The sequence below is a fragment of the Desulfolutivibrio sulfodismutans DSM 3696 genome (assembly GCF_013376455.1).
GTDB lineage: Bacteria > Desulfobacterota > Desulfovibrionia > Desulfovibrionales > Desulfovibrionaceae > Desulfolutivibrio > Desulfolutivibrio sulfodismutans.
The window spans coordinates 1,590,277-1,613,133 of record NZ_CP045504.1 but is presented as its reverse complement, the minus strand read 5'-3'; the positions used below and the strand labels follow the sequence as shown (position 1 = coordinate 1,613,133).

Annotated in this window: 23 protein-coding genes and 1 tRNA gene; 10 read left to right on the top strand and 14 right to left on the bottom strand. The window is 62.1% G+C overall.

Translation table 11 applies throughout. The features are described 5' to 3' along the window. Window positions 1–258 precede the first annotated feature (258 nt). The 5 genes from GD606_RS07765 to GD606_RS07745 all read right to left on the bottom strand — a co-directional run bounded on the left by GD606_RS07765 (window position 259) and on the right by GD606_RS07745 (window position 3,664). Entirely contained in the window at window positions 259–735 is a 477-nt protein-coding gene (locus tag GD606_RS07765; protein ID WP_163300245.1) for a collagen-like domain-containing protein, read from the bottom strand. 61 nt (window positions 736–796) lie between these two features. Beyond that, on the bottom strand, window positions 797–1,198 hold the full coding sequence (locus GD606_RS07760; RefSeq protein WP_163300244.1) for a PRC-barrel domain-containing protein: 402 nt from the start codon (window positions 1,196–1,198) through the stop codon (window positions 797–799). Between the two features lie 112 nt (window positions 1,199–1,310). Continuing rightward, window positions 1,311–2,276: a glycoside hydrolase family 75 protein gene (locus tag GD606_RS07755; RefSeq protein WP_163300243.1), complete on the bottom strand. Its 966-nt coding sequence runs from the start codon at window positions 2,274–2,276 to the stop codon at window positions 1,311–1,313. A 245-nt stretch (window positions 2,277–2,521) separates the two neighbouring features. Then, on the bottom strand, window positions 2,522–2,701 hold the full coding sequence (locus tag GD606_RS07750; RefSeq protein ID WP_163300242.1) for a CsbD family protein: 180 nt from the start codon (window positions 2,699–2,701) through the stop codon (window positions 2,522–2,524). An 886-nt stretch (window positions 2,702–3,587) separates the two neighbouring features. Next, window positions 3,588–3,664: transfer RNA gene (locus GD606_RS07745), tRNA-Met, on the bottom strand. A gap of 143 nt (window positions 3,665–3,807) precedes the next feature. Here GD606_RS07745 and GD606_RS07740 point away from each other — a divergent pair. From GD606_RS07740 to GD606_RS07710, 7 genes are all read left to right on the top strand, one after another. Next, a complete protein-coding gene (locus GD606_RS07740) occupies window positions 3,808–4,134 on the top strand; it encodes a hypothetical protein (protein ID WP_163300241.1) in 327 nt (108 codons plus the stop codon). A gap of 57 nt (window positions 4,135–4,191) precedes the next feature. Next, the gene (rpmH, locus tag GD606_RS07735) at window positions 4,192–4,329 is read left to right on the top strand and encodes a 50S ribosomal protein L34 (protein ID WP_163300240.1); all 138 of its coding nucleotides are present in this window, start codon (window positions 4,192–4,194) and stop codon (window positions 4,327–4,329) included. Next, window positions 4,326–4,697, top strand: coding sequence for a ribonuclease P protein component (gene rnpA / locus GD606_RS07730; RefSeq protein WP_163300273.1), 372 nt, complete (start codon window positions 4,326–4,328; stop codon window positions 4,695–4,697). Before rpmH ends, rnpA begins: the two co-directional genes overlap by 4 nt. Before the next feature lie 3 nt (window positions 4,698–4,700). Next, window positions 4,701–5,126, top strand: coding sequence for a membrane protein insertion efficiency factor YidD (gene yidD / locus GD606_RS20920; RefSeq protein ID WP_368356348.1), 426 nt, complete (start codon window positions 4,701–4,703; stop codon window positions 5,124–5,126). After that, a complete protein-coding gene (gene yidC, locus GD606_RS07720) occupies window positions 5,008–6,609 on the top strand; it encodes a membrane protein insertase YidC (protein WP_163300238.1) in 1,602 nt (533 codons plus the stop codon). Before yidD ends, yidC begins: the two co-directional genes overlap by 119 nt. Before the next feature lie 74 nt (window positions 6,610–6,683). Next, window positions 6,684–7,871: a protein jag gene (locus GD606_RS07715; RefSeq protein WP_163300237.1), complete on the top strand. Its 1,188-nt coding sequence runs from the start codon at window positions 6,684–6,686 to the stop codon at window positions 7,869–7,871. 209 nt (window positions 7,872–8,080) lie between these two features. Beyond that, window positions 8,081–8,989: a DMT family transporter gene (locus GD606_RS07710; RefSeq protein ID WP_163300236.1), complete on the top strand. Its 909-nt coding sequence runs from the start codon at window positions 8,081–8,083 to the stop codon at window positions 8,987–8,989. 211 nt (window positions 8,990–9,200) lie between these two features. Here the strand turns inward: GD606_RS07710 and GD606_RS07705 are convergent, their stop codons facing one another. Together GD606_RS07705 and GD606_RS07700 are read right to left on the bottom strand one after the other, a co-directional pair. Continuing rightward, window positions 9,201–9,350, bottom strand: a complete 150-nt coding sequence (locus GD606_RS07705; protein ID WP_163300235.1) for a hypothetical protein — start codon at window positions 9,348–9,350, stop codon at window positions 9,201–9,203. A gap of 313 nt (window positions 9,351–9,663) precedes the next feature. Continuing rightward, window positions 9,664–11,028: a LysM peptidoglycan-binding domain-containing protein gene (locus GD606_RS07700; RefSeq protein WP_163300234.1), complete on the bottom strand. Its 1,365-nt coding sequence runs from the start codon at window positions 11,026–11,028 to the stop codon at window positions 9,664–9,666. Window positions 11,029–11,512: 484 nt separating this feature from the next. Here GD606_RS07700 and GD606_RS07695 point away from each other — a divergent pair, with 484 nt between their 5' ends. Both GD606_RS07695 and GD606_RS07690 read left to right on the top strand, forming a co-directional pair. After that, window positions 11,513–12,160 carry a hypothetical protein gene (locus GD606_RS07695; protein ID WP_163300233.1) on the top strand — a complete coding sequence of 216 codons (648 nt, stop codon included), beginning with the start codon at window positions 11,513–11,515 and terminating at the stop codon, window positions 12,158–12,160. A 125-nt stretch (window positions 12,161–12,285) separates the two neighbouring features. Further along, window positions 12,286–12,651, top strand: a complete 366-nt coding sequence (locus GD606_RS07690; RefSeq protein WP_163300232.1) for a response regulator transcription factor — start codon at window positions 12,286–12,288, stop codon at window positions 12,649–12,651. Here the strand turns inward: GD606_RS07690 and GD606_RS07685 are convergent. The 4 genes from GD606_RS07685 to rbp all read right to left on the bottom strand — a co-directional run bounded on the left by GD606_RS07685 (window position 12,638) and on the right by rbp (window position 15,954). Continuing rightward, the gene (locus tag GD606_RS07685; protein ID WP_163300231.1) at window positions 12,638–12,955 is read right to left on the bottom strand and encodes a DUF4911 domain-containing protein; all 318 of its coding nucleotides are present in this window, start codon (window positions 12,953–12,955) and stop codon (window positions 12,638–12,640) included. The genes GD606_RS07690 and GD606_RS07685 overlap by 14 nt on opposite strands. Beyond that, window positions 12,952–14,055 carry a M24 family metallopeptidase gene (locus tag GD606_RS07680; RefSeq protein ID WP_246299013.1) on the bottom strand — a complete coding sequence of 368 codons (1,104 nt, stop codon included), beginning with the start codon at window positions 14,053–14,055 and terminating at the stop codon, window positions 12,952–12,954. The genes GD606_RS07685 and GD606_RS07680 overlap by 4 nt, the downstream gene beginning before the upstream one ends. A 51-nt stretch (window positions 14,056–14,106) precedes the next feature. Beyond that, window positions 14,107–15,480: a protoporphyrinogen/coproporphyrinogen oxidase gene (locus tag GD606_RS07675; RefSeq protein ID WP_163300230.1), complete on the bottom strand. Its 1,374-nt coding sequence runs from the start codon at window positions 15,478–15,480 to the stop codon at window positions 14,107–14,109. 198 nt (window positions 15,481–15,678) lie between these two features. Then, window positions 15,679–15,954 (bottom strand): RNA-binding regulator, encoded by a 276-nt coding sequence (gene rbp / locus GD606_RS07670; RefSeq protein WP_163300229.1) that lies wholly within the window; start codon window positions 15,952–15,954, stop codon window positions 15,679–15,681. A gap of 642 nt (window positions 15,955–16,596) precedes the next feature. Between rbp and GD606_RS07665 the strand changes: the two genes are divergently transcribed. Continuing rightward, the gene (locus GD606_RS07665; RefSeq protein WP_176629251.1) at window positions 16,597–17,646 is read left to right on the top strand and encodes a glycosyltransferase family protein; all 1,050 of its coding nucleotides are present in this window, start codon (window positions 16,597–16,599) and stop codon (window positions 17,644–17,646) included. 73 nt (window positions 17,647–17,719) lie between these two features. Here GD606_RS07665 and GD606_RS07660 read toward each other — a convergent pair whose 3' ends face one another. The 3 genes from GD606_RS07660 to fdnG form a co-directional block, all read right to left on the bottom strand. Beyond that, the gene (locus GD606_RS07660; protein ID WP_163300227.1) at window positions 17,720–18,652 is read right to left on the bottom strand and encodes a formate dehydrogenase accessory protein FdhE; all 933 of its coding nucleotides are present in this window, start codon (window positions 18,650–18,652) and stop codon (window positions 17,720–17,722) included. Between the two features lie 209 nt (window positions 18,653–18,861). After that, complete coding sequence (locus GD606_RS07655; protein WP_163300226.1) at window positions 18,862–19,584, bottom strand: 4Fe-4S dicluster domain-containing protein; 723 nt, start codon at window positions 19,582–19,584, stop codon at window positions 18,862–18,864. Window positions 19,585–19,658: 74 nt separating this feature from the next. Further along, entirely contained in the window at window positions 19,659–22,688 is a 3,030-nt protein-coding gene (fdnG, locus tag GD606_RS07650) for a formate dehydrogenase-N subunit alpha (protein ID WP_163300225.1), read from the bottom strand. Window positions 22,689–22,857: the final 169 nt, after the last annotated feature.

The following is a 22,857-nucleotide window of genomic DNA, read 5'->3' as shown; positions in this document are numbered from 1 at the left end:
TGAGCAAAATATCGGCAGGAGGCGCTCAACATCGACCTCCTGCCAGCCGTATTCCTGTTCTCTAGCCAGTATAGCGATTCATGCACAGTTCCCATCACGTCATCCGTTCAACGCATCGGGCGAAACGTACAGCCTGGATGATTCAATAATCTCGATGTAGCCAAGCCGGATGGGTGCCCCGGTTGTCATGGTCACGGCGCCGCATTCCCCTCAAACCCCAGGCGGCCACCGAAAACTGTGCGCATGGCGCCGGTCCTGTTATCGAACGATAACCGTCGACGGAGTACCGTAGTCGCCGGTGTTCCCTGTCGAACCGGTGTTCCCCTTGTTCCCCTGACTCCCGGTATTCCCCTGTCGGCCGGTGTCGCCCGTGTCACCCTGCCTGCCGGTGTCGCCCGTGTTGCCACGGGAACCGGTATCGCCGGTGTTTCCTTGCTGGCCAACGTCACCCTGCTGGCCGGTATCACCCGTGTCTCCGCGCAAGCCGGTATCTCCTGCAATTCCCTGCCGACCAATCTCTCCCGTATTCCCCTTGTTCCCGGCAGCGCCCGTGGCGCCGGTGTATCCGGTGTTCCCCTTTTGGCCTGTGCTCCCCGTATGACCAGGCACTCCCTTTGACCCGGTCTGTCCGGTATACCCCCTGTCTCCGGTTGCTCCCTGCGGTCCCGGAGGACCGGTGCAGGCCGTTATGCTGAGCGCCAACAACGCCAACCCGAATAATGAGAGATACTTCACGATGACCCTCCTTTGATGGATCTGTTCAAAGCGGTAACTGCGGCTTTGCTCTGGGCGAAGGTTAATTGGAGTACTTGAAGGCAGGCATGGCCTTGACGGCTTCCTTGGTGGCGCCCGGCAGCAGAACACGCTTGTCCTTGATGGTCAGCTGGCTGAGGGGAATGACGACGTCATGTTCCGCAATCCCCAAAAAGCCGCCAGTGCCCACAATCGCATAGGACATGGCCTTCACCGGGGTCACGATGATGTCGCTGATGGTGCCGACCTTTTCATTGGCTTCATTGAAGACATCCTTGTCCAGGATATCCTTTTTGATGCTCCATCCCTTGGCGACAACCAGGACTTCCTCACTGGTGATGCCGATGGTGCCGACCACAGGCGTGGCTTGAGCGAAGGCGGCTCCCGAAACGAGCGTCAGGGACAAGGCCGCAGCCGCACAAAGTGTCTTCAAAGCAATTGTCATGATGATTCTCCTTCGTTAAATAGTTTTTGTGACCTGTTGATATATTCAGACCATCGCCGGTCGAGTTATCGATGCAAAGCTTCATCAAGATAGCCATGAGGCCGAATATTCATTAATACATCTCGCGGCGCAGCCTCTCCATCCCGCCCCACTGCTCAAAGAGTTGATTCGAATGCGAGTCGATATATTTTTTGTCGACAGGCCACCCTTGAGAGGTGTCTGTGAAGACGACATAGATCATTTGGTCGGTTGTCCCTTCCCCCCTGGGGTCGCTCGGGATGCCCACAGCCCTGGCCAGCGCGATGGATCCTTCGCCAATCTTGTTATCTGGGCCGACGTCCGCAAAGATGCAGCCCGACGACATCGCGGTGTCCATGTTCACCACATATCCAAAGTCGCCCATCGTCGCCGGAATCCGGCTGTCACCGGGGAGAACGAAGAATGGTATCGCTTCAGAATTGACATATCGCGTCGGGTCGTTGTTCTCTTTTGTTGCGTCCTGCAAACTCGTCCCGGACACGTAGTAGCCCGGTGCAGGATCCGTCGCATCCTGAAGAACGGGCTTGCCGCTTCGCTTGGTATTATGGGTGACAATCCCCCACCAGTTGCCAGGTCGTCCTGCGTTTCCGAGGTGGTCCAGGCCTTTCCCGGGGAGAGGATGATACGCGGTGAACGCTCCATCAGCGTCGATATTCATTCCAGACTTGAATATATAGACAGAGCCATGCTTCTTAGTTTGATATATTGATGAAGACCCAATGCGTTGAAAGAATATCTTCATCCCAGCTGGTACGGATAAACTCATTGCCGCGCGTCGCTCTTTCATATTTTTGAAACCGAGGCGAGGATCGCAGGTAAAGACCAAGGGGGTGCTTCTATTCATCGCAACGTCAACAGTATGATGCATGCCTGTTGATATTGACTCGTGAGTCGACAGGTCGCTGGCAAATGACGCAGTACTCAATAAAAAGGCGAAGACTGCACATATCGCAACGACCCATAGAATGATTACCTTTATATTTGTCTGATGTCGCACTGTGTAGAGATGTATTACTTCTCCATCCTTGAATATTTTCATAATTACCGCCTAATTTTAACGCGATTATTTCACTTATAAATAGCGTATCTGTAACGATTATGAATTGTTCTTTGACTCGCTTTGTAACCTATAGTTAACTTCATATATGAAAATGACAACGCGCCGTGTTTATGTGAATTGTCATTATATGCACATATGAGCTAGTTTAATTCCGTTTATGCATGTCGACGTGAAAATTTTGCATTTTAGCAATGCCCATCGCGAAACATTTATGTCTATACACATCAATACTCTGTGATGGTGTTTTCAATATTGCCGAGTTTGACCTGTATTTTGCCATACAACTTCTCGTTGTTGCCTTCGATCACCATCTGTTTATTATTTATTATCGAACCAATAGTATTTTTAATGGTTCCCTTGATCTGGCGAACTGTGCCAAAAACAATCTTTTTCGTTCCTGACATGGCGTGATCTCCACGTTGTTTACTATTACATATGAAAGAGTTTTTTCCTTCTTAAGTCATGCTGTTTGCTCTACAGGGCAGCAGGTTTAGAAAGAATGATGATATATGTTCATACTACACTTTCCATGCCGGTTTTTGTTGTGGCGGTATTGTTTTGCAACATGCTGGTTTAATGATTCATTCTCCTGTGGTCGACTACGCCACCTCATCGCCTGCGGGCAGGCGCAGCCGGTCGTATTTGACCTTTGGTCAAATACGACATGCTTTTTCCCGAGCGTGTCGCCGGGGAGGTGGCTCCTGACCGCCCGGTCTCAGGACGAACCAGATCAAGAACACGAGCCTGGGCACGCGTATTTCTCGTGAAATGAGCGGATTGTCGCGCAAAGGGCCGAAACGTGGAGGATCTGGCAGCGACGTTTTTCATCCGGACGCGTGCATTGGGCAGTCATGTGCGCGGCGATCAGGGGGAGGGGCGGGCGTATTTCGGTGTTTGGATGTCTGGTGGTCTGATGTCGTCAGGAATATTTTGCGACCGCCGCTCCCCCCTTGCTGAGGGGGCGAGGGCGGACGGGCTGCGGCGGCGAGGAGGCGTTTGAGCAGCCTCGGCCAGGGCTACTCTGCAGTTGCCCCGCGCGGAGATGTGGATTGAAACAAGGGATGCCATGATTTTGCCGCTCCCGATGTGATCGTCCCCCCGTGGAGGGATTTCGCGAATCTGCGGATTGTGCGCTTAGGTCCGGAAGTTGCGAATTGTACTGTGATCGGGACGGTCAAATTGCTGGGGCTATCTTGTGGGTTCCCAGGTGGCGAGTCCTTCCTGGGTAGGAATAGGGTAGGAAACAGAAAAAGGGCCTACGGATTTTCGTCCGTAAGCCCTTGATTTTGCTGGTTGCGGGGGCAGGATTTGAACCTGCGATCTTCGGGTTATGAGCCCGATGAGCTACCGTGCTGCTCCACCCCGCGTCACTGAAGAAGGGGAAGCTACGCGTTGAAAAAAAACTTGTCAACACTCTTTTTCACGGACACACTCTTTTTCCCGGCGTCGTCCGCCACGGCACAGCGAAAGCGGGGGGCGTGCAGGCCACAGGCGTTTTCCAGGCGGGAACATGTCCCTTCGATTCTTCGTCTTTTTGCTGGCCATTGCCCTGCAGGCCTGGTTCGCCCTGGCCTGGGCCTTTGGATCATGGCGCATGGCCTGGGTTGACGGCGACAACAACCGGCCCCGGACGTCCCCGAGGAGGCTGGCCCGCGTCACGGGAGTTCTGGGCGTCGGGAGCGGGCTGGCTTATGCCGCCATGGCCGGTGACCCCGTGTTTTTTGTCGGGCAGGCCATCGTCTTGGCCCTCGCCGGACGCGTCATGGCCACCCCGCCCGGGCAGGCTGAGGTACGGAGAAACCCGGACGGCGACCGGACGGGACGCAATCCCGGTTGACGGCCTCGGAGTTTGTGGATATGAGAAGAAGTTCATCACATCACTTGGAGATTATGCATGAGCAAGATGACATATCAGCCGCACAAGACCCGGAGAAATCGTACCCACGGCTTTCTGGTTCGCTCCAGAACCAAAAACGGTCAGGCCATCCTGCGCCGCAGACGGGCCAAAGGCCGCAAGCGTCTGGCCGCCTGATTTACCCCCCGGAGCACCGGCTGCGCCGTCGCGGCCGGTTTACGGCCTGCTACGATTCGGGACGCAAATATTTCACCCGGCATTTTGTGGTGTTTGTTTTGTTGCGGCCTGCGGACGGCGTGTCCGCACGGCTGGGGCTCACGGTTGGGAAAAAATGCGGCGGCGCCGTGGCGCGCAACCGCATAAAACGCGTGCTCAGGGAATTTTTTCGGCTGCACGGATCGGCTGTCGAGGTTCCCCTCGACATCGTGATCGTGGCCAAGAAATCCCTGGATGTCGCCGGGTTTTCCCTTGATGCCGCCTGTCGCGAGCTTTTGCCGCTCGTGGCCCGGTTGCGCAAGGATTTCTCCCGCGTCACAGGGGCGTGACCGATGCCAGTCATGCGACGAATTGCCCTTTCGTGTATACGGTTTTATCAACTCGCGGTCTCGCCTTGGCACCAGCCGTGTTGTCGCTTCGTGCCGTCCTGTTCCCGGTACGCCTATGAGGCCTATTCACGGTTTGGTTTCTTCCGTGCCTCCTTTTTGACACTCAAACGCCTTTTGCGTTGCCATCCCTTCGGGGGGTACGGCTACGATCCGGTGCCAGACGCCCCTTCGGCCGCCACGGGTCCGGCCGGGAGCGTCCAGGACAGCGCCCCATCCATATTCACCTCCACCGACGGAAACATTCATCACCATGGAAAACAAACGCGTCATGCTGGCTGTGGTCCTCTCTCTGGCGGTGCTTTTGGCCTGGAACTTCCTGTTCCCGACGCCGAAAAAGCCCCCGCAGCCGCCCCAGGCCACCACATCTGAGGCTGCTCCGGCCGAGGCGAAACCCGCCACGACAGCGGCGCCCATCGGAACCCTGTCGGCTTTCGCCCCCACCCCGGGGCGCATGATCACGGTCAAAACGCCGCTTTACACCGCAGTTTTCAATTCCCTGGGCGGCGTGCTCGATTCCTTTGCCCTCACAGGCTATCGCCAGACCATCGCCGCCGATTCCCCCCTGGTGAACCTGGTCAGCGACATCTCCCGCCAAAAGGCCCCCCTGGGGCTGCTCATCAACGGCCAGCCCACCTGGCAGGCCGCCCAGTGGTCCATTGAGGGCGGGGATCTGGACCTGAGCCAGGGGCAAAGCGGGGCGATCACCTTCGTGGGCCAGCTCGGCGACCTGCGCATCGAGCGCACCATGACCTTTCTGGCGGACAACTACCTGTTCGATGAAAAGCTGGCCTTGATCAACGCCTCCAGCACCCCGGTCAGCCTCAAGGTGGCCACCGCCCTGGCCGTCGAGAAGCTGTCGGAGAAAAGCGAATCCTACAACGTGACCAAGGTGGCCTACTTCGATACCGGTTTGCACACGGTCACCGACGTCAAGGATCTCGAGCAGGGGGTCGTTGCCGACAAGGGGGTGAAGTGGGCCTCCGTGGAGAGCAACTATTTCATCATGGCCGCCGTGACCCTGGAGCCGGGATATCTGGCCAAGGCCAAGTTCGAGGACGGCGTCTACCGGGTGGCCATGGAAAAGGATGCCGTGTCCGTGACCGCCGCCAGCCGGGTCGATCTGCCGTCCGCGTATTATCTGGGCCCCAAGGAGACGGCGTATCTGGCCAAGGCCCCGGGCAACCTCTCGGCCTCCGTCGACTACGGGTGGTTCGATTTCATCGCCAAGCCCCTGCTCATCCTGCTTGATTTCCTGCATGGCTATGTGGGCAACTACGGCGTGGCCATCATCCTCTTGACCATCATCATCAAGATCGTGTTCTGGCCTCTGACCCACAAGAGCTACAAGTCCATGGACCAGTTGCGCAAGTTGCAGCCGCTCATGGCCCAGATCCGCGAGAAGTATAAAGATGACCGCCAGAAGATGAACGAAGAGATGATGCGGTTGTACAAGACCTACAAGGTCAACCCGGCAGGCGGATGCCTGCCCATGGTGGTGCAGATTCCCGTGTTCATCGGCCTGTACCAGGCCCTTTTGAATGCGATCGAACTGCGGCACGCCCCGTTTATCGCCCATGTGCCCTTCACGGACATCGTCTGGCTGGCCGACTTGTCCGTCAAGGATCCCTTTTACGTCACCCCCATCATCATGGGGGCGACCATGTTTTTGCAGCAGAAAATGACCCCGGCCCCCGGCGATCCCACCCAGGCCAAGCTCATGCTGGCGCTTCCGGTCGTGTTCACCTTCATGTTCCTCAACTTCCCCTCGGGGCTGGTTGTGTACTGGCTGGTGAACAACGTCTTGTCCATCGCCCAGCAATGGCACCTCATCAACAAAAGCAAGAAGGCCTGATCGCCCGGACAACGCGCCCCATGCACGCCCGGCCCGGTCATCGCCCCGGGCCGGGCGCTCTCCAAGGAGACCCCATGAGCGAGATGAAGACATTCAGCGGAAAAAATGTGGACGAGGCCATGGAACAGGCCTGCCGGTTCTTCAAGACGGAACGGGAGAAACTGGAAATTGAAATCATAACCGGAGGATCCACCGGCATTTTCGGACTTGTCGGCAAGAAAAAGGCCGAGATCCGGGCCAGGGTGCGCGAGGAGATCAGGCTTCTGGCCGAACCCACCGCCCCGGCGTCGAAATCGGCCGCCCCCACCCCTTTGGCGGATGCGCCCGAAACCGACCAGGAGGCCGCCCCCAAGGCCGCCTCTGCGCCCGAGGCCAGGCCTGCGGCGCGGCAACCCGCGCGTCCGGCCGAGCCCCAGGATGCCGCCGCACCCCAGACCGGGGAAGAGGCTGCCGCCCCGGCCGCTTCCGAGCCTGTCCGGGAGCCTGCCGCCGCAGCCAAGACGCCTCCTGCCGCCGAGGACCGTCCGGCCTCTGAGCGGCGCAAACCGCGCCAGGGCGCTCCCCGCCAGTCCGGCGGCCGGGCCCCTCGTGAGCCGCGCGAGCCCCGTGAGCAGCGTGAGCCCCGTGAGCAGCGTGAGCCTCGTGAGCAGCGTGAACCGCGCGAGACCCGTGAGCCCCGTGAGCCCCGTGAGCAGCGTGAGCAACGCGAACCCCGTGAGCCCCGTGAGCCCCGTGAACCACGCGAGGCCTTGCCGCCTCCCGGTCCCTTGTCCGAGGAGCTCACGGCTTTGGTGCGCGAGGTCATGGACCATCTGCTGACGGGCATCCTCGAGACGCTGCCCGAGATGGAGATCTCCGGGAACTCCGAGCGGGTGACCGTTTTGGTCCTGGACGAGGAGAATTCCGGACTTTTGATCGGCCGCGAGGGCCAGACCCTGGCCTCCCTGCAATATCTGGCCAATCGCATCGTGGCCAGACGCCATGAAGATCCCGTACGCATCCAGATCAACACCGGCGAATATCGCGAACGCCAGGACGACAATCTGCGCAAGATGGCCATTTATCTTGCGGACAAGGCCAAGTCCCTGGGGCGTCCCCAGAGCACCAAGCCGCTTTCGTCCTACCACCGCCGGGTGGTGCATCTGGCCCTGCAGGAGGACGAGACCGTCCAGACCCGCAGCAAGGGCGACGGCCCGCTCAAACGGGTCATCATCGTGCCCCGCCAGCAGCGTAACGGCGGCAGTGCCGAACGGGCGGGATAACGCGACCATCCGTCCGCGTTTTGACGTGTGACCGAGAATCTCCCGGGGTGTTTTGTTCGTGCCGGAAACGCCCCGGGTTTCGCCCATGCCGATGTGGGAGCGCAGTGACCTACGGGGGTTGCAGCCTGTCTGGCCACGGACGGCATTCCCTTTTTGCGACTGGGGGAGCCGGGGCAAAACGGCCGTAACCGTTTCCTCCGGAGCATGACGTGGGTTCCCGCGAATTCAAAGCCGATATTCTGCTCTTGCTGACAGCCCTCATCTGGGGCCTGGCCTTTGTGGCCCAACGCCTGGGCATGGACCATGTGGGACCGTTCACCTTCAACGGGGTGCGGTTTCTGCTCGGGGCGGGAGCGCTGTTGCCCCTGGCCCTGCGCAGCGCGGGACAAAGCCACCCTTCCGATTTCCTGCGCTCCGGCCGGGGCGGTTTTTTCAATCTATGGGGCGGCCTCCTGGCCGGGTCTGTCCTTTTCGCCGGGGCCACCCTGCAGCAGGTGGGGCTGGTCTACACCACGGCGGGCAAGGCCGGATTCATCACCGGGCTCTATGTGGTCATCGTGCCCATGATCGGGATGATCTTCCGGCAAAAAGCCACTGTCGGCGACTGGCTTGGTGCGGTGGCGGCGGCCGTGGGGTTGTATTTTTTGTCGGTCACCGAGGATCTGACCATGTCCTTCGGGGACGTGCTGGAACTGGTTGGGGCCGTGTTCTGGGCCGGGCACGTCTGTCTCATCGGCTGGCTATCGCCGCGCATGCGGGCCACCCAGTTGGCGTGCGGCCAGTACGCGGTCTGTGGCCTCCTGAGCCTTGCGACGGCCTTTTTCACCGAAACCGTCACGGTCCAGGGCTTGTCCGGGGCCCTGTATCCCATTCTCTACGGCGGGCTTTTGTCCGTGGGACTGGCCTACACCCTGCAAGTGGTGGCCCAGCGCGACGCCAAACCGGCCCACGCCGCCATCCTGCTCAGCCTGGAGGCCGTTTTCGCGGCCCTGGCCGGGTGGCTGCTCCTGGATGAATCCATGGGGAGCCGGGGGCTTTTCGGATGTACGCTGATGATGGGCGGCATGCTGGCCTCCCAGCTCTGGCCCAAGGGAACCAAGGCCCTGGAGGCGGCATAAGGCGCAGGGCGAGCAGGCTTTTGGAATCCGGCGAGAGGCATTTTCCCGGGAGGAGGTGCTTCCGCCGCAGGCCTGCGGCGTCCCTTAGGCATTTCCTGGTTCCGGAGGCATGCGCCGATACCGTGTCGAAAAGATCTGCCGCATGAACGTGCAAACGCCGCCTGGGCCATCCCGGGCGGCGTTTTTTTGCGGGCAAAGACATGGCGTGCGGCTACAGGCGGCCGTCCTTTTCCCGTTCCTTGGCCTGGTCGAAGTCGATGCGCAACTGTTTTTTTTTGCGTTCGCGGACCTGGAAGGTCAGTTTGGCCCCGAGGAAAAAACACACCCCGATGACCGCAGCCCAGACGATATAGGAGAGCACGGGAGAATCTCCTCAGCACCGCGCCCGTGAGCTACCCGGCGCAGCGCCGGGCGTGCCGTGGGGCATGGCGCGCACGCCGGGCAGGGGATGCTCGCGACGGCCCGTCATTTGCTGGGAGGGGCAAGGGAGCGTCTCCCTGGACAGGGCCAGAAATAACCGACCGGAAGGTTTCATGCGCCGTCTTTTGGATGCGCCGAAGGGGCATGTTCATCCATGCCATGCCTGGCGCATACCCAGAGCAGTGTTGCCGACGTGTGCGGCATCGTCAATACGGACGCAACAGCAGCCGTCCATGCTCCGCCAAGGTCCGTGATCAGCTTCCCTTCGTGCAAAGGTTTTCCTTGCGCGCCGTCTCCAGGAGTTCGCAATCGCCAAAGGTGCAGGCTTTTTGGTAATCCTCGCACATGGGACCGTACTGCTTGAGATGGAAATAGGTATAGCCGCGCCCTTTGTAGTAGTCGGCTTCCTTGGGGCCAAGGGAAATGGCCTTGTTGTAATCCTCCAGGGCCTTGTCGAAGTGTCCGGCCCGGGTATGGCTCAAGCCGCGCATGGAATAGGCCAGGGCGAAGGACTGGTTGCGTTCGATGGCCTGGGTGTAATCCTCCACGGCCCGGGTGTAGAGCTTCATGTAATAGAAGGCGTGCCCGCGGCTGGCGTAGTAGTCGGCCCGGTTGGGGTTGAGTTTGATGGCCCGGTCGAACTGTTCGATGGCCTTTTGATACTTGTTTTGCTTGCCAAGCTCGTTGCCTTTCTCGAAATAGCCTTCGGCGTCGGCCGGGGTGCCGGTTTCCGGCTCGGCCGCAGCAGGCTCGGGCGAGGTTGCGCCGGAAGGGGCGGCCGGGGAGGCGGCGGGCGTCTCCTGTCCGGCTTCGCGCACCGGTTCGGCGACGGCCTCCGGTTCGGATGGCGCCGGGGTCTGCCGGGTCGTGGGGGCGGCGGCCTGGCCTGCAGGGATTTTCAGCCGGACGCCGGTCTTGACCTTGCCGGAGGCGGCGGCGGAGTTGAGTTTCTGGATGGCCTCGATGGTCGTGCCGTAGCGGGAGGCGATGGCGGCCAGGGTTTCCCCGCGTTTGACCGTGTGCTGGACGGTTTCCTCCGTCTTCTTGGCTTCGGCCTTGGGCTCGGCTTTGGCTTCGTTTTTTTCGGGTTTCACCGCCGCCGCGCCCGGGGCCTTGAGGGTCTGCCCGACTTTGAGCTTGCGGGGATCGAGGTTGTCGTTGGCCTTAAGCAGCTCGGGGACGGAGATGCCCAGCTTGGCGGCGATGCTCTGCGGCGTGTCGCCTTTTTGCACGGTGTAGGCCCCGCCGGACGCCGCAGGGGCGGGCTTGGCCTTCTCTTCAGCAGGCTTGGCCTTTTCCTCGGCGACTTTCGCCTTTTCGTCAGCGGGCTTTTTGGATGCCTTCTCCTCCTGTCGAGGTTTGGCGTCGGCCGCTTTTTCCTGGGGCTTCGCCCCGGGAATGTTGATTTCCTGGCCCACTCGCATCTTTTTCGGATCAAGTCCGGGATTGGCCTTGAGCAGTTCCTGAGTGGTAACTCCGTTCTTCTGGGCGATGCTGCCCGGGGTGTCGCCGGATTTAATGGCATAGGCCTGGGCGCAGGGTGTGGAAAGCAGGAAGTGGATGGCGAAAAGGGGCAATACGAAGGCAAAAAATATGGAAATACGGAACGTTCGGGGCATATGTCCACCTTGGTGAGAACGAGGGGTTCGATCTGAAAACGAGCCAAAACGACGTGACGTTAAGGTCAGGACTGTAGACGTTTACGGAAAAAGGGGCAACTTTTTTTAGAGAGGTTGATATTTCAGCGGGTTGGATTATGCAGATGGCCTCACGGCACGTCCCGGGGGCGTGGTTGGAGCCGGGTGGCGGCCCGGGAGCAGTAGGCGTGCCGATCATCGGACATGGCGCCTGTGGGCCATGCGCCGAGGCCCGGGCGCAGCGGGGACGGCCGGGCGGCCACGGGTCGTCTTCCCGGAGGAGGCGGGCCGAAAACGGCGGCATGGCGGCAGGGAAACGGACGCCCGGGTGGAATACTGGCGAGGCCTCCGGGGCCGGGATGAAACGTTGTGGATGTGGGACGGCGTTCCTGCCTTGCCCGACCCGTCAGGACAGGATATGATCCCTACGGTATTGTTTGGAACCCGAAACAAAGAGAGTTTCGCCATGCCATTGGTGGTCAAGACAGACGGCGACATCGAGCAGGTTATTGTCACCGCGTTGCACAAAAACTTCGTCTCCAAGATCTTTCGCCACTGTTGGGGAAAGAACAACACCCCCTATTTCGCCGGGAATTGCTTCAAGGGCGTGGTGTATTTCGACGAGCGCATGGCCGCCGCCTTCGCCCGGGAGACGGGCGAGGAGTGGAAAGGATGGCTGGCCTTGCCCAAGCACATGCACCAGATCGCGGCGGTCTTCGAAAGCGGCCTGGAACTGACCGCCTCCTGCCAGGGGCGCGTCACCACGCTTGGGACGTCGGGCCTGGCGACGCGCGTGACGTCTCCGACCCTGGCCTCCGTGGCCGGGAAGATCGGGGAAGGCCAGGTGACCGCACTTCTGGGGTCCGTGGACAAGGGCTCCATGGTGTTCACCCTGGCGGATTTCGAAGGGGAGTTCGAGCCCGACAAGCTTTCGGCCGAGATCACCCGGTTTGACGATTTCTTCTTCGAGGACGCCCTGCTGACGGGGCTGTTCTATGACGGCCGGGAGATGTCCATGGAAATGGGCGAAAGCCGGGGCATGAGCATGATCGATCCGATTTTGCTCGACGCCAATGGGCAGCGGCTGGACATGTACGATTTTACGGCCGGGTGAAGCGCCTTTTTTCTTGAAAAAATGGCCGACCAGGGTACAACGGCACAACCGGCGACACAGCCGCGCTGCATGTTTCCCGGGCTGTGCCCGCCTTGCGCCGGAATCCACCGCAAAGGCCCGCGTCCATGAAAACCATCCTGGTCATCGATGATGACGAAACCATTCGCAGCGTCATGCGGCTGTATCTGGAAGGCGAGGGCCATGCCGTCCTGGAGGCCACGGACGGCAAGGCCGGAATGCGGCTTTTTCACGCCCATCCCGTGGATTTGGTCATTCTGGACATCTTCATGCCGGAAAAAGACGGCATCGAGACCATCCAGGAGATTCGCGAGGCGGGAAATTGCAGGGTGTTGGCCATTTCCGGGGGCTCCCCCAGCATGGGGATGGATTTTTTGCACCACGCCAAGGCCTTCGGGGCCAACGACATCCTGGTCAAGCCCTTCAGCGAGAGCGAACTACTCGGCGCCGTACACCGCCTCACGGCGGACTGAGGCAGGCATCCTGAACGGTCCCGCCCGGCCCGGACTGGTCCCGGGGGGCGAGACGCACCGCCAGCCCCGGGATCTCGCAGGCCGCAGCCGCCACAAACTCCAGCACCTCCTCCCGCGCCGTCGGCGCAAAGAAAAGCCGCACCACGGCCGCATAGCGGTCCACCACGGTCATGCACGCCATATGCCCGTAGCCCTCCAGTAAAAAACGCAACAGCCCGACGTTCGCTCCGGGCAGGGACAGGTACAGCCGTTCGGAATTTCCGGGCGGCAGATAGGGCGGGCGTCGCCGTGGCCGCCGTCTCACAGGATCTCGCAGCCGTCGTCGGTGACAAGCACCATGTATTCCCAGCGCACGCCCCCCCAGTCCGCGTCGTACAGCCCCGGCTCCACCGTGATCACCATGCCCGGGGAAAGGCGTCCCTCGGCGTAGGGGCTCAGGCTCGGGGCCTCGTGGGTCTCCAGGCCGATGCCGTGCCCCAGGGAATGGGTGAAGGCCGCGTCCACCCCGTGGGCCGCGAAGGCGTTTTTGGCCAGCATGTAGGCGTCCCGGTAGGAGAGCCCGGGGCGGATGGCCGCCAGGGCCGCGTTTTGGGCCTCCTGGACCATGTCCAGGGTGCGCCGGAAGCGATCCGAGGGGGTGTCGCCGACCCAGAAGGTGCGGGTCTGGTCCGAGCAGTAGCCGTCCAGGCGGCCGCCCACATCCACCAGGACCAGGCTGCCGTCCGTGGCCGCCTTGGGGCCGGGGACGGCGTGGGGCATGGCGGCGTTTTCATTGACGGCTACGATGGACGGAAAGGACAGCTCGCTGGCCCCGAATTCCCGGAAGAGTTTTTCGATCTCCCAGGCTGCCTCGGCCTCGGTGATCCCCGGGACCAGCACATCCGGCAGCCGGGCCATGACCGCGTGGTTGACGGCGCAGGAACGGCGTAAAAGCTCGATCTCGCCCGGCTCCTTGTGCAGGCGCAGATTCTCCACGAATCCCGTGCAGGGGATCATGTCCATGTATTCCGAGAGCAGGGCGTGGGTGTCGTAGGACAGGCTTTTGGCCTCGAAGAGGATCTTTTCAAGCCCCAGGGATTTGAAAAGATCGCCCATGGCCTGATAGCGGTTGGAGGAATAGATGAAGATGTCGTCTTTTGGCCACAGCCTGCGGGCCGCGTCCAGGAACCGGGGATCGGTCAGGAGTTGGTCCCGGCCGCTGGCCGTGACCAGGAGCATGCCCGAGGATTCGTTGCACTGGGCGTCGTGAAGCTCGAAGCCGCTTAAGTAATAGCGGTTGGCGGCATGGGAGACGAGCAGGGCTTCGTGGCCTGCGGCGGCCAGGCTGGCGCGCAGGCGGTCCCGCCTGGTGGCGTACACGTGGGTGGTATCGTTGGCGTTTTCCATGCCGGGGTTTAGCCGCATGTCGACCCCGGCGTCAACGCCCGGCCCCCGATTTTCCGGGTTGGGTTGGCTTCATCCCAGGCGGTAGACCGTCTCCGGGGTTCCCGCGACCATGCGTTCGGCCCACTGGACGCCCTGCATGACCGAGTGGTCCATGTTGCCCACCTCGTATTTGAAACCGCCGAATCGCCCCCGGGAAAAGATGTCCGCCGCCTCAAGCAGGGGCTGGATCACGGCCAGGGCGCCGTCCCGGGAAAGGCACGGAATGGGATAGGCGTAGTCCAGGCGGGTCTGCCAGGTGGAGACCACCCGGGCGTCTTCGCCGGGCTCGAGCAGTCCGGCGGCCCCGAGCCCGGCCACGGCCCGTTTGATGTGGTCGGCCCCGTCTTCGGGCTTGTACCCGGAAAACGATATCTCGGTCATCAGCGCCCGGTGGCGGGGGACCGTGCCATCGGGAGCGGGGGTGTTGTTGTAGGAATAGTTGTGGAAGTTGGTGACCCGGTAAAAGGGGCAGTTGGACTCGGGAAAATACATCCAGCATTTGGAGTCCGAGCGGTGGCCGTCGATGCCGATGCCCGCGATGAGCGCGCCGTTGTGCTTGAGCCGGGCGGCGGCTTGGCGCGCGGCCTCGGGCAGGCCTTGGGCCACGTCCAGGACGAAACGGTCCAGGGGCATGGTGGTCAGGAGCCGGTCGTAGGACACGGTCATCCCGGCGGCGGTGCGCACGGTCTTTGTGGCCATGTCCACGGCCACGGTCTTCTGGCCAAGCCGCACGCGGTCGGCGAATCGCGCGGCCAGGCGGCGATAGATCTCGCCCGTGCCCCCTGTGAGGGGGAAGGCGAAGGTCCGGTTGGGGCCCCAGGACACGTCGTCGCGGCTGCGGATGATGTTTTCCAGCACCCGGGCCAGATCCACCACGCTGACCCGTTCCCCGATCCAGCGGTGGGACATGGTTTCCGGGGGATGGGCCCAGACCTTGAAATTGTAGGGGAGCATGAACAGCCGGGCGATGCCCGGGCCGAAGCTTTTCTCGATCCACTCCCGGAAATGGGCGGGAGGGCTGGCTGAGGCGCCGTTTCGGGCCACGGCCAGAAGGCCCTGCACGCATTCCCAGACCATGTCCGGGGGCAGGCGGCGGATGTTGTTCTGGAAGGGATAGGGCACCCAGGTGTCGGCCAGGCGTATCCAGGCCTCGCGCTGGTGGGTGAGGACGTGGTCGCCCAGAAGGTCGTCCAGAAGCCGGTCGAAATGCTCGAAATGGGAAAAGACCACATGGCCGCCCAGATCCCAGGTGAACCCGGCCGGGTCCGTAAAGCTGGCGGACAGGCCGCCCACATGGCCTTCGGCCTCCAGGACGAGGAAATCGTTGTGACCGAGCTCACGCAGCCTGTCCGCTGCGCCAAGCCCGGTGGGTCCGGCGCCGATGATCAGATATTTGACGCGCACGGCATCCTCCGCACAGGGGTTTGCGCAGGAGATACAAAAAATGTGCCAGGAGAAAGGAGAAGTGGGAGTGGTCGGGCGGGAGCCAAGGCAAACAAATACCCGCTCTCCCCAGGCGGCCCGTAGCCGCCCGAATCGGGCCGCCCGGGGGGATACAGCGTCACGACGTGCCGCATGCGGCGTGCCGCGACGGAAAAAAGTCTACCAGGCGGGGCGTCTGGGCTTGGACTCGCGGGGCTTGGCCTCGTTGATCTTCAGGCTGCGACCTTCGTAATCCTTGCCGTTTAAGGCCTCGATGGCCGCTTCGGCCTCGGTGTCGTCATCCATTTCCACAAAGCCGAAGCCGCGCGGTTTGCCCGTCTCCCGGTCGGAGATGAGCTTGACGGAGGATACGGCGCCGTACTGGGCGAAAAGATCGCGGACGTTGTCTTCGGAGGCCCGGAAGGGCAGGTTGCCGACATAGATGTTCTTGGACATGAGTGAAAGACTCCCTTTTCTCAAGGCATTGGCTCAGAAGCCACGGACGAAGACTGCCGCAGACTCGCAGCGAAACGGGTATACCGCGACCAGGCGGCTTGTCGGACGTCGGAATTCCGTTCATGCGGCGGATGATACACGCGGCGGGCGGCCTCGCTGCCGTGGACATCTGAAGGATCGGATCGCGCTCACTATCAGCCGCCATTCCGCGACCACCGGGAAGACGACACGATCTTGGGCGAACACTTCCCCCCTAGCGCAAAAGATGTGGACCGGCAAGGGGTTTGTGCTGCCGTGCGGTCGGCGATACGAAATAATTCCGCCGGGCCGGGCCGGCATGAAAACAAAACCGCACCCCGAAGCCAAAACGAACGGTGCCGCACCATGCCGTGTGCGGAAAAACCCCTTTAGCGCCGCCCGGGCAGGCAAGGCGTGGCGTTCCCCTTCCGTGCCGTTTGCCCCGGACAGAGGAAACAATGCGCCAGGAGCCGGGAGCGGCCGCTGCTTCAAGAGTGGTCGATTTGGGGAAATGCCTGACGGCGCATGGAGAAATCCGTTTTGCAGGCCGGGAAGGTGTCTGGTGTGGGAAGAACACCTTGTTTTTCGGGAAAAAATGGCGAATGGTCAGGGAGATGGGTACAAATGCAGTGGCCGGACGACCGGCCCGGTTGCGGGAGGTGGAACGCGATGGAGACCCTGCGCATCGCCTGGGTCGGACGGCATCCCCTGGATGCGGGCATGCGGGCCGTATGTCCCGGGGTGGCCGTCGTGCCCCTGGACCCGCTGCAGGTGCTCTCTTTTGACGACGTGGTCCGGCTGGCTGGGTTCGCCCCGGAGGTGATCGTCTATTCCGACAAGTCCGGCCCTCCTCCGTTTTCGGGCCTCGAACGCTATCCCTGCCTGACGGTGTTCTACTGTGTGGACAGCCATATCCACGCCTGGTATCCGGACTATGCCCAGGCGTTTGACCTCTGCGCCGTGAGCCTTCGCGACCACCTGCCCCGGTTTGTCTCCCGCCTGGGGGCGGAGCGGGTCATGTGGCTGCCGCCCTTCCCACGCCAGGAGGATCGTCCGAAGGATGCGCCGAAGATCCACGACCTCCTGTTCGTGGGCAAGGTCGATCCCGTGCTGACCCCCGGGCGGCATGCCTTCCTGGCCGAACTGGGACGGCTCGTGCCGGGGCTTTGCGTCACCCGGGGGGCGTACCGCGACCTGTTCCCCACGGCAAAGCTGGTGCTCAACGTGGCCGAGGGCGGCGACCTCAACTTCCGGGTCTTCGAGGCCCTGGCCTGCGGGGCGTGCCTTTTGACCCCCGAGGTGGGGCACGGCCAGTCCGAGCTGTTTACCCCGGGCGAACACCTGTTCACCTATCCCCCCATGGATGTCCGGGCCGTGGCCGAACTGACGGCGGGGCTTCTGGCCGACGCGCCGCGCCGGGAGCGGGTGGCCGCCGCAGGGGAGGCCCTGGTGCGTTCCCGCCATCGTCCCGAGCACCGGGCCGCCGCCCTGGTGGACTTCATCCAGGGGCATCGGCCCTTTGCAGGCCTGATCGCGGCCAGACAGGCCACGGCCGCCTCCCTGTTCTCGCGGGTGCTTCGCCCCCTGTATCTGCACTGGGCCGAGGCCCTGCATCCCTCTCCCGAGGCCGCCGTCTATCTGGCCATGGGACGGCGGTCCCGGGCCGCCTGCTGAAGGCGCGCAGCTACGCCAGCCCGCTTGCGGCGGACGCCGCAGTGTTGCGCCTGCCCGAAACCGGGGGGCGATCTCAGGCGGCGCGCGAGGCGTCCGGCAGGACCAGGCTCCAGGGCAGCGCCGCCAGGGGCCGGTATCCCCGATCCCGGGCCAGCATTTCCAGGGGCAGCATGGCCAGGGCGGCCACGTCCGGATGGGGGATGTGGATCATGTCCGTGGTGTCCAGGCAGGGCACATACGTCTGGCACTCCTCGCACAGGTCCACCCGTTCGTAGGGACGTTCGGGACTGTGCAGAAACGACAGCCGCGAGGGCTCCTCGTTGCCGCAGCCCGGGCAGGAAATTCGCTTATAACGCCACCAGGCGGCGCAGTCGGCGCAACGCAGAAAACGCGGGCCGCCGTGCCCGGTGATGTACTGCGCATCGTCACGGACCTTTTTGAACCACGAAAAATCCGGGTGTCCGCCGCACACCGGGCACGTCGTGAATCGCCAGGGCAGCTCCGCGAAAAGCGGGGAAAGCGTCTCGGCCTGACGCCGCACCAGAGGTCGCACGCACTCCCGGGCCAGGAAATACGCCGTGTCCGGGGCCACGCCCCGGAGCGGTTCGCCACAGTCGCCGCAGGCCATGTGCATCAGCTCGGCCGCCGCACGGCCGGGGTCGGCGTCCAAGGCCTGGGCCAGTGCGTCGATGTCGCCCGCCAGGCCTGGGAAACACCTGGCCATGACCGGCAAAAGGCGGGCTGCCGCACCGGGGATGTCGGGGGCGACATTCTGGAATCCGCTATCGGCCAGAAGGGGCCTGCCCTGGCAGAAAACCTCCGGGTCGAAGACGGGCGGATCGCCGGTCCATCCCGAGGCTGTGGACTGGATTTCCGCCTGTTCGGCCAGAAGCGGGACAAAGGCGTCCAGAAGGGGCGTCAGGGATACAATCTCGCGGCCCAGGCGGGCGGCGTCGGCGCGGATGGTCCGCGAGGCTTCGCAGCCGGATGAACAGTCGGACGTCATAGGCTTCTCCTGAAAAAAAATTGGGTGAAACACGCGGGCGCGCCATTCCTGGAGGCGTTCGCAAACAGCCCGTCCCTGTTATGGGATTCCAAAGGGCTCAGGCCCTTTGGCCGCCGGAGGCTTCTTCCCCCCCCGCCTGTTCGCGGAAGTCCCGCGCGGACGCTCCCGAGGGTGACGGGCGTCCGCGCGGGGTGTGAAGGAGTCCGCTCTTAGCCGGAGATGGAGCGGGTAATACTCCGGATCGGCGAGAAGGCCTTGGCCAGGAACTGCTGGCGCGTCAGCGGCGACGGCGCCTGGGCCATGGCGTTTTTCCAGTACTTTTTGGGGTCGTCAGCCACCAGGTAGATCACGGCCACGTCCTTGGGATTTAAGAGCTGGGCCTTGGGCGCAGTCTTTTTGACCTCGGCCAGGCGCTTTTCGGCGAGCGCGAGCATCTCCTCGCGGCTGCCGAAGTTCATGGCCCCCATGGCGCAGCTTTTCACGCACATGGGCAGCATGTTGGCCTTCACCCGGTCGATGCACATGTCGCACTTGACCAGGGCCTTGGTGTCCGGATTCTGGCGCGGGATGTCGTAGGGACAGGCGCCACGGATGACGTTGAAGTCTTCCTTGGCGGTCTTGTCCGTATAGATGACGGCCCCGGTGTCGGCGTCCTGGATGATGGCCTCGGGGTCCGAGGCGGCCATCTTGCACGGGGCGTCGAGGCAGTGGCGGCACTGGTCCGGGAAAAAGTACCAGGACACCACGCCGCCATCGAGGTGCTCGCTAAAGCGCACCAGTTTGAAGTTGAACGGGGTCAGATCGGGAGGATTCTGGTGCGTGCCGGTCTGCTTGGTGGCCACCGGCGGCAGATTCTTCCATTCCTTGCAGGCCACCTGGCATCCCCGGCAGGCCGTGCACCGTGTGGTATCGATAAGAAACGCCTTGGGCATTTCGCTTCTCCTTGGCTTGCGTGGCGGGGCGGTTTTTCACCGCCCCGGGTTGCGTCATGCGGCGTCGTCGCGCCTTAGAGTTCGGTCACCTTCTCCGCCTTGCGCAGGTTCACCAGGCAGGCCTTGTATTCCGGGATGGTGGTGTTGGGATCGCCTATCGAAACCGTCAGCCGGTTTATCGAATCTCCGCACTTGGGCTTGGTCCAGCCGAAGGCAAACGGCATGCCCACCAGATGCAGGGTCTTGCCCGCCACCGTAAAGGGCCGGATGCGCACCGTGACCATGGCCACGGCCTGGCATGTGCCGCGCAGGCTCTCCACATCCACCACGTCGCCGTTGGCGATGCCCTTTTCCTTGGCCAGTTCGTGACTCATCTCGATGTACTGCTGGGGTTCGGCCTCAAGCAGGGCCGGGCCATTCCTGGTCTCGGAGCCGGAGCACCAGTGCTCGGTCAGGCTGTAGCTGGTGAGCACGATGGGGAACCGGGGGTCGGCGTTTTTGGCCAACTTGTCCATGTCGCTTTCAATGACCTTCATGCAGGGGTTGTTCATCTGCTTGGAGAAGGGATTGACCGTAAGCGGCGTCTCGGCCGGTTCGTAATGCTCGGGGAAGGGACCGTCGGCGCGCCCGGGGCCGTAAAGCTGGGAGCGGCCTTCGGTGGTCATGATGAAGGGATAGGTTCCCTTGTCCATGGCCATGGGCGGGGCCGCGCCGTCGGGCACGTCGCCCACCCACTTGCCGTCCTCCCAGGCGATGACCACACGCTCGGGATTGTAGGGCTTGCCGTTTGGGTCCACCGAGGCCCGGTTGTAGAGCACGCGGCGGTTCATGGGCCAGGCCCAGGCGAATCCCGGAAACATGGCGATCTTGGCCTGCATGGGGGTCTGGGCCAGGTCGCGGCGCTTGGCCAGGTTTCCCGCTTCGGGGTAGCCGCCGCAGTAGACCCAGCACATGCTCACGGTGGAGCCGTCGTCGGCCAGTTGGGCGAAGCCCGGAACCTGCTGGCCCTTTTTGTACTGCTTGTCCCCGATGGTGACGTCTTTGGTGAACCAGCCGTTGCACTTTTTGGCCACGGCGTCGGCGTCGAAGGTCTCGGGAAAGTCCTGCTTCAGGATGGGGTCGGGGAATGTGCCGCCCTTGGCGTACAGCGCCCGCACCCGGTTCATGATCTCCACGAACATCTCGCCCATGTTGCGGCTTTGCCCCAGGGGTTCGGCGGCCTTGTAGTGCCACATGTGCCAGCGGCCGCTGTTGGAGATGGTGCCTTCCTTCTCCGCCCGGTAGGCCGAGGGCAGAAGGAACACCTCGGTCTTGACGTTTTTGGGGTCGAATCCCGGGGCATGCCAGTTGTCCGTGGTCTCGTTGTGGAACACCTCGCCCATGACCAGCCAGTCCAGGGAGTTGAGGGCCTTTCTGACTTTGTGGGTGTTGGGGATGCTCTGGGCCGGGTTGTGGCCGAAGATCGTTCCGCCCTTGATCTGGCCCTTGTACATGCGGTCGAAGATGTAGAGGTGCGAGCAGTCCATGCCCGGATCGAGCTTGGGCACCAGGGAATAGCAGAAGCCGTTTTCCTTGGTGGCGTTGTCCCCGTACCAGGACTTGAGCAGGCTGACCACGTACTTGGGGCGGTTGCTCCACCAGTTGACGCTCTTGGGATCCTTGGTCACGGGCGTTTCGGCCTTGAGATATTCTTCCAGCGTTTGGAGATTTGCCGTAGGCACGTTGTGGTAGCCGGGCAGGTAGCCGTAGAGCAGGGCGTGGTCCGTGGTGCCCTGGACGTTGGGCTCGCCGCGAAGGGCGTTGATACCGCCGCCTGCGATGCCGATATTGCCCAAAAGCAACTGCACCATGGCCGAGAGGCGGATGTTTTGTACGCCCACGCTGTGCTGGGTCCAGCCCAGGGCGTAGATCACGGTCCCGGCCTTGTCCGGGCGGCCGGTGGCCGTATATGCCTCGTAGACCCGTAGGATGTCTTTTTCAGACACGCCGGTGACCGAGGACACGGTCTTGGTATCGTACCGGTCATAGTGCTTTTTGAGCAGGTTGTAGACACAGCGCGGATGCTTGAGAGTGGTGTCGCGCTTGGGAAGTCCGGCCTCGTCTTTTTCGAAGGCCCAGGCGGACTTGTCGTATTTTTTTCCCTTTGGGTCGAAGCCGGAGAACAGGCCGTCGGTGAAGGAGAACTTCTCGCCCACGATGAACGAGGCGTTGGTGTACTCCATCATGTACTGCTCGAAGTACTTCTTCTTTTCCAGGATGTATTTCACCATGCCGCCCAAAAAGGCGATGTCCGTACCGGAGCGGATAGGCACATGGAAGGTGCTGCGGGCCGAGGTGCGCGAGAACTTGGGGTCCACATGCATCACCACCGCGCCCTTCTCCTTGGCCTTTATCACCCACTTGAACGTCATGGGATGGTGCTCGGCGCAGTTGGAGCCCATGATCAGGATGGCGTCGGCGTTACCGATGTCGGTGTAGTGGTTGGTCATGGCCCCGCGCCCGAAGGATTCGGCCAGGGCCGGGACGGTGGAGCTGTGGCAGATGCGGGCCTGATGGTCGAAGTGCACGATCCCCAAGGCCCGGACCATCTGGTGCAGCACGGCGGCCTCTTCGTTGGAGACCTGGGAGGAACCCAGGTGGAACATGGACTCCACCCGGTTGACCACCTGCCCGGCGGCGTTTTTCTCCTTGAAGTCGCGGTCGCGGGTTTCCTTGATGCGGGCCGCGATGCGCTCCATCATCCAGTCCCAGGGCTTTTCCTCCCACTTGTCGCTGCCCGGGGCCCGGTACAGGGGTTTGGTCAGGCGCTCGGGGCTGGTGTGCAGGGACTTGAGCGACGCGCCCTTGGCGCACAGGCCTCCCCCGCTGATGGGATAATCGGGATCGCCCTCAATGCTTATGATCTTGCCGTCCTTGGAATAGACCAGGGTGTTGCACCCGCAGGAACAGAATGGACAGATGGAGATGAATTCCTTGCAGCCGTCGATCTTCAGCCCCGCGGCGTAGGCCGAAACCGGGGCCAGATCGATCCCCAACCGGCCGAGCGCCAATCCCGCGACACCCGCTCCGGTCACTTTCAGGAACCCTCGACGCGACAGTCCCATGGCAGCCTCCTTGTTTTCACAGTCTCTCGTGTGGCGCATCCCCATCCGGCATGACGACCATGGTCAGGCGGCGGGAGGCATCCCTTTGGTTTCAATAGCGGCGCAGGGAGGGTGCGTCAATGATTTTATCAATAATTTCCGATAGTTATATGTATTATGTTTAATACAT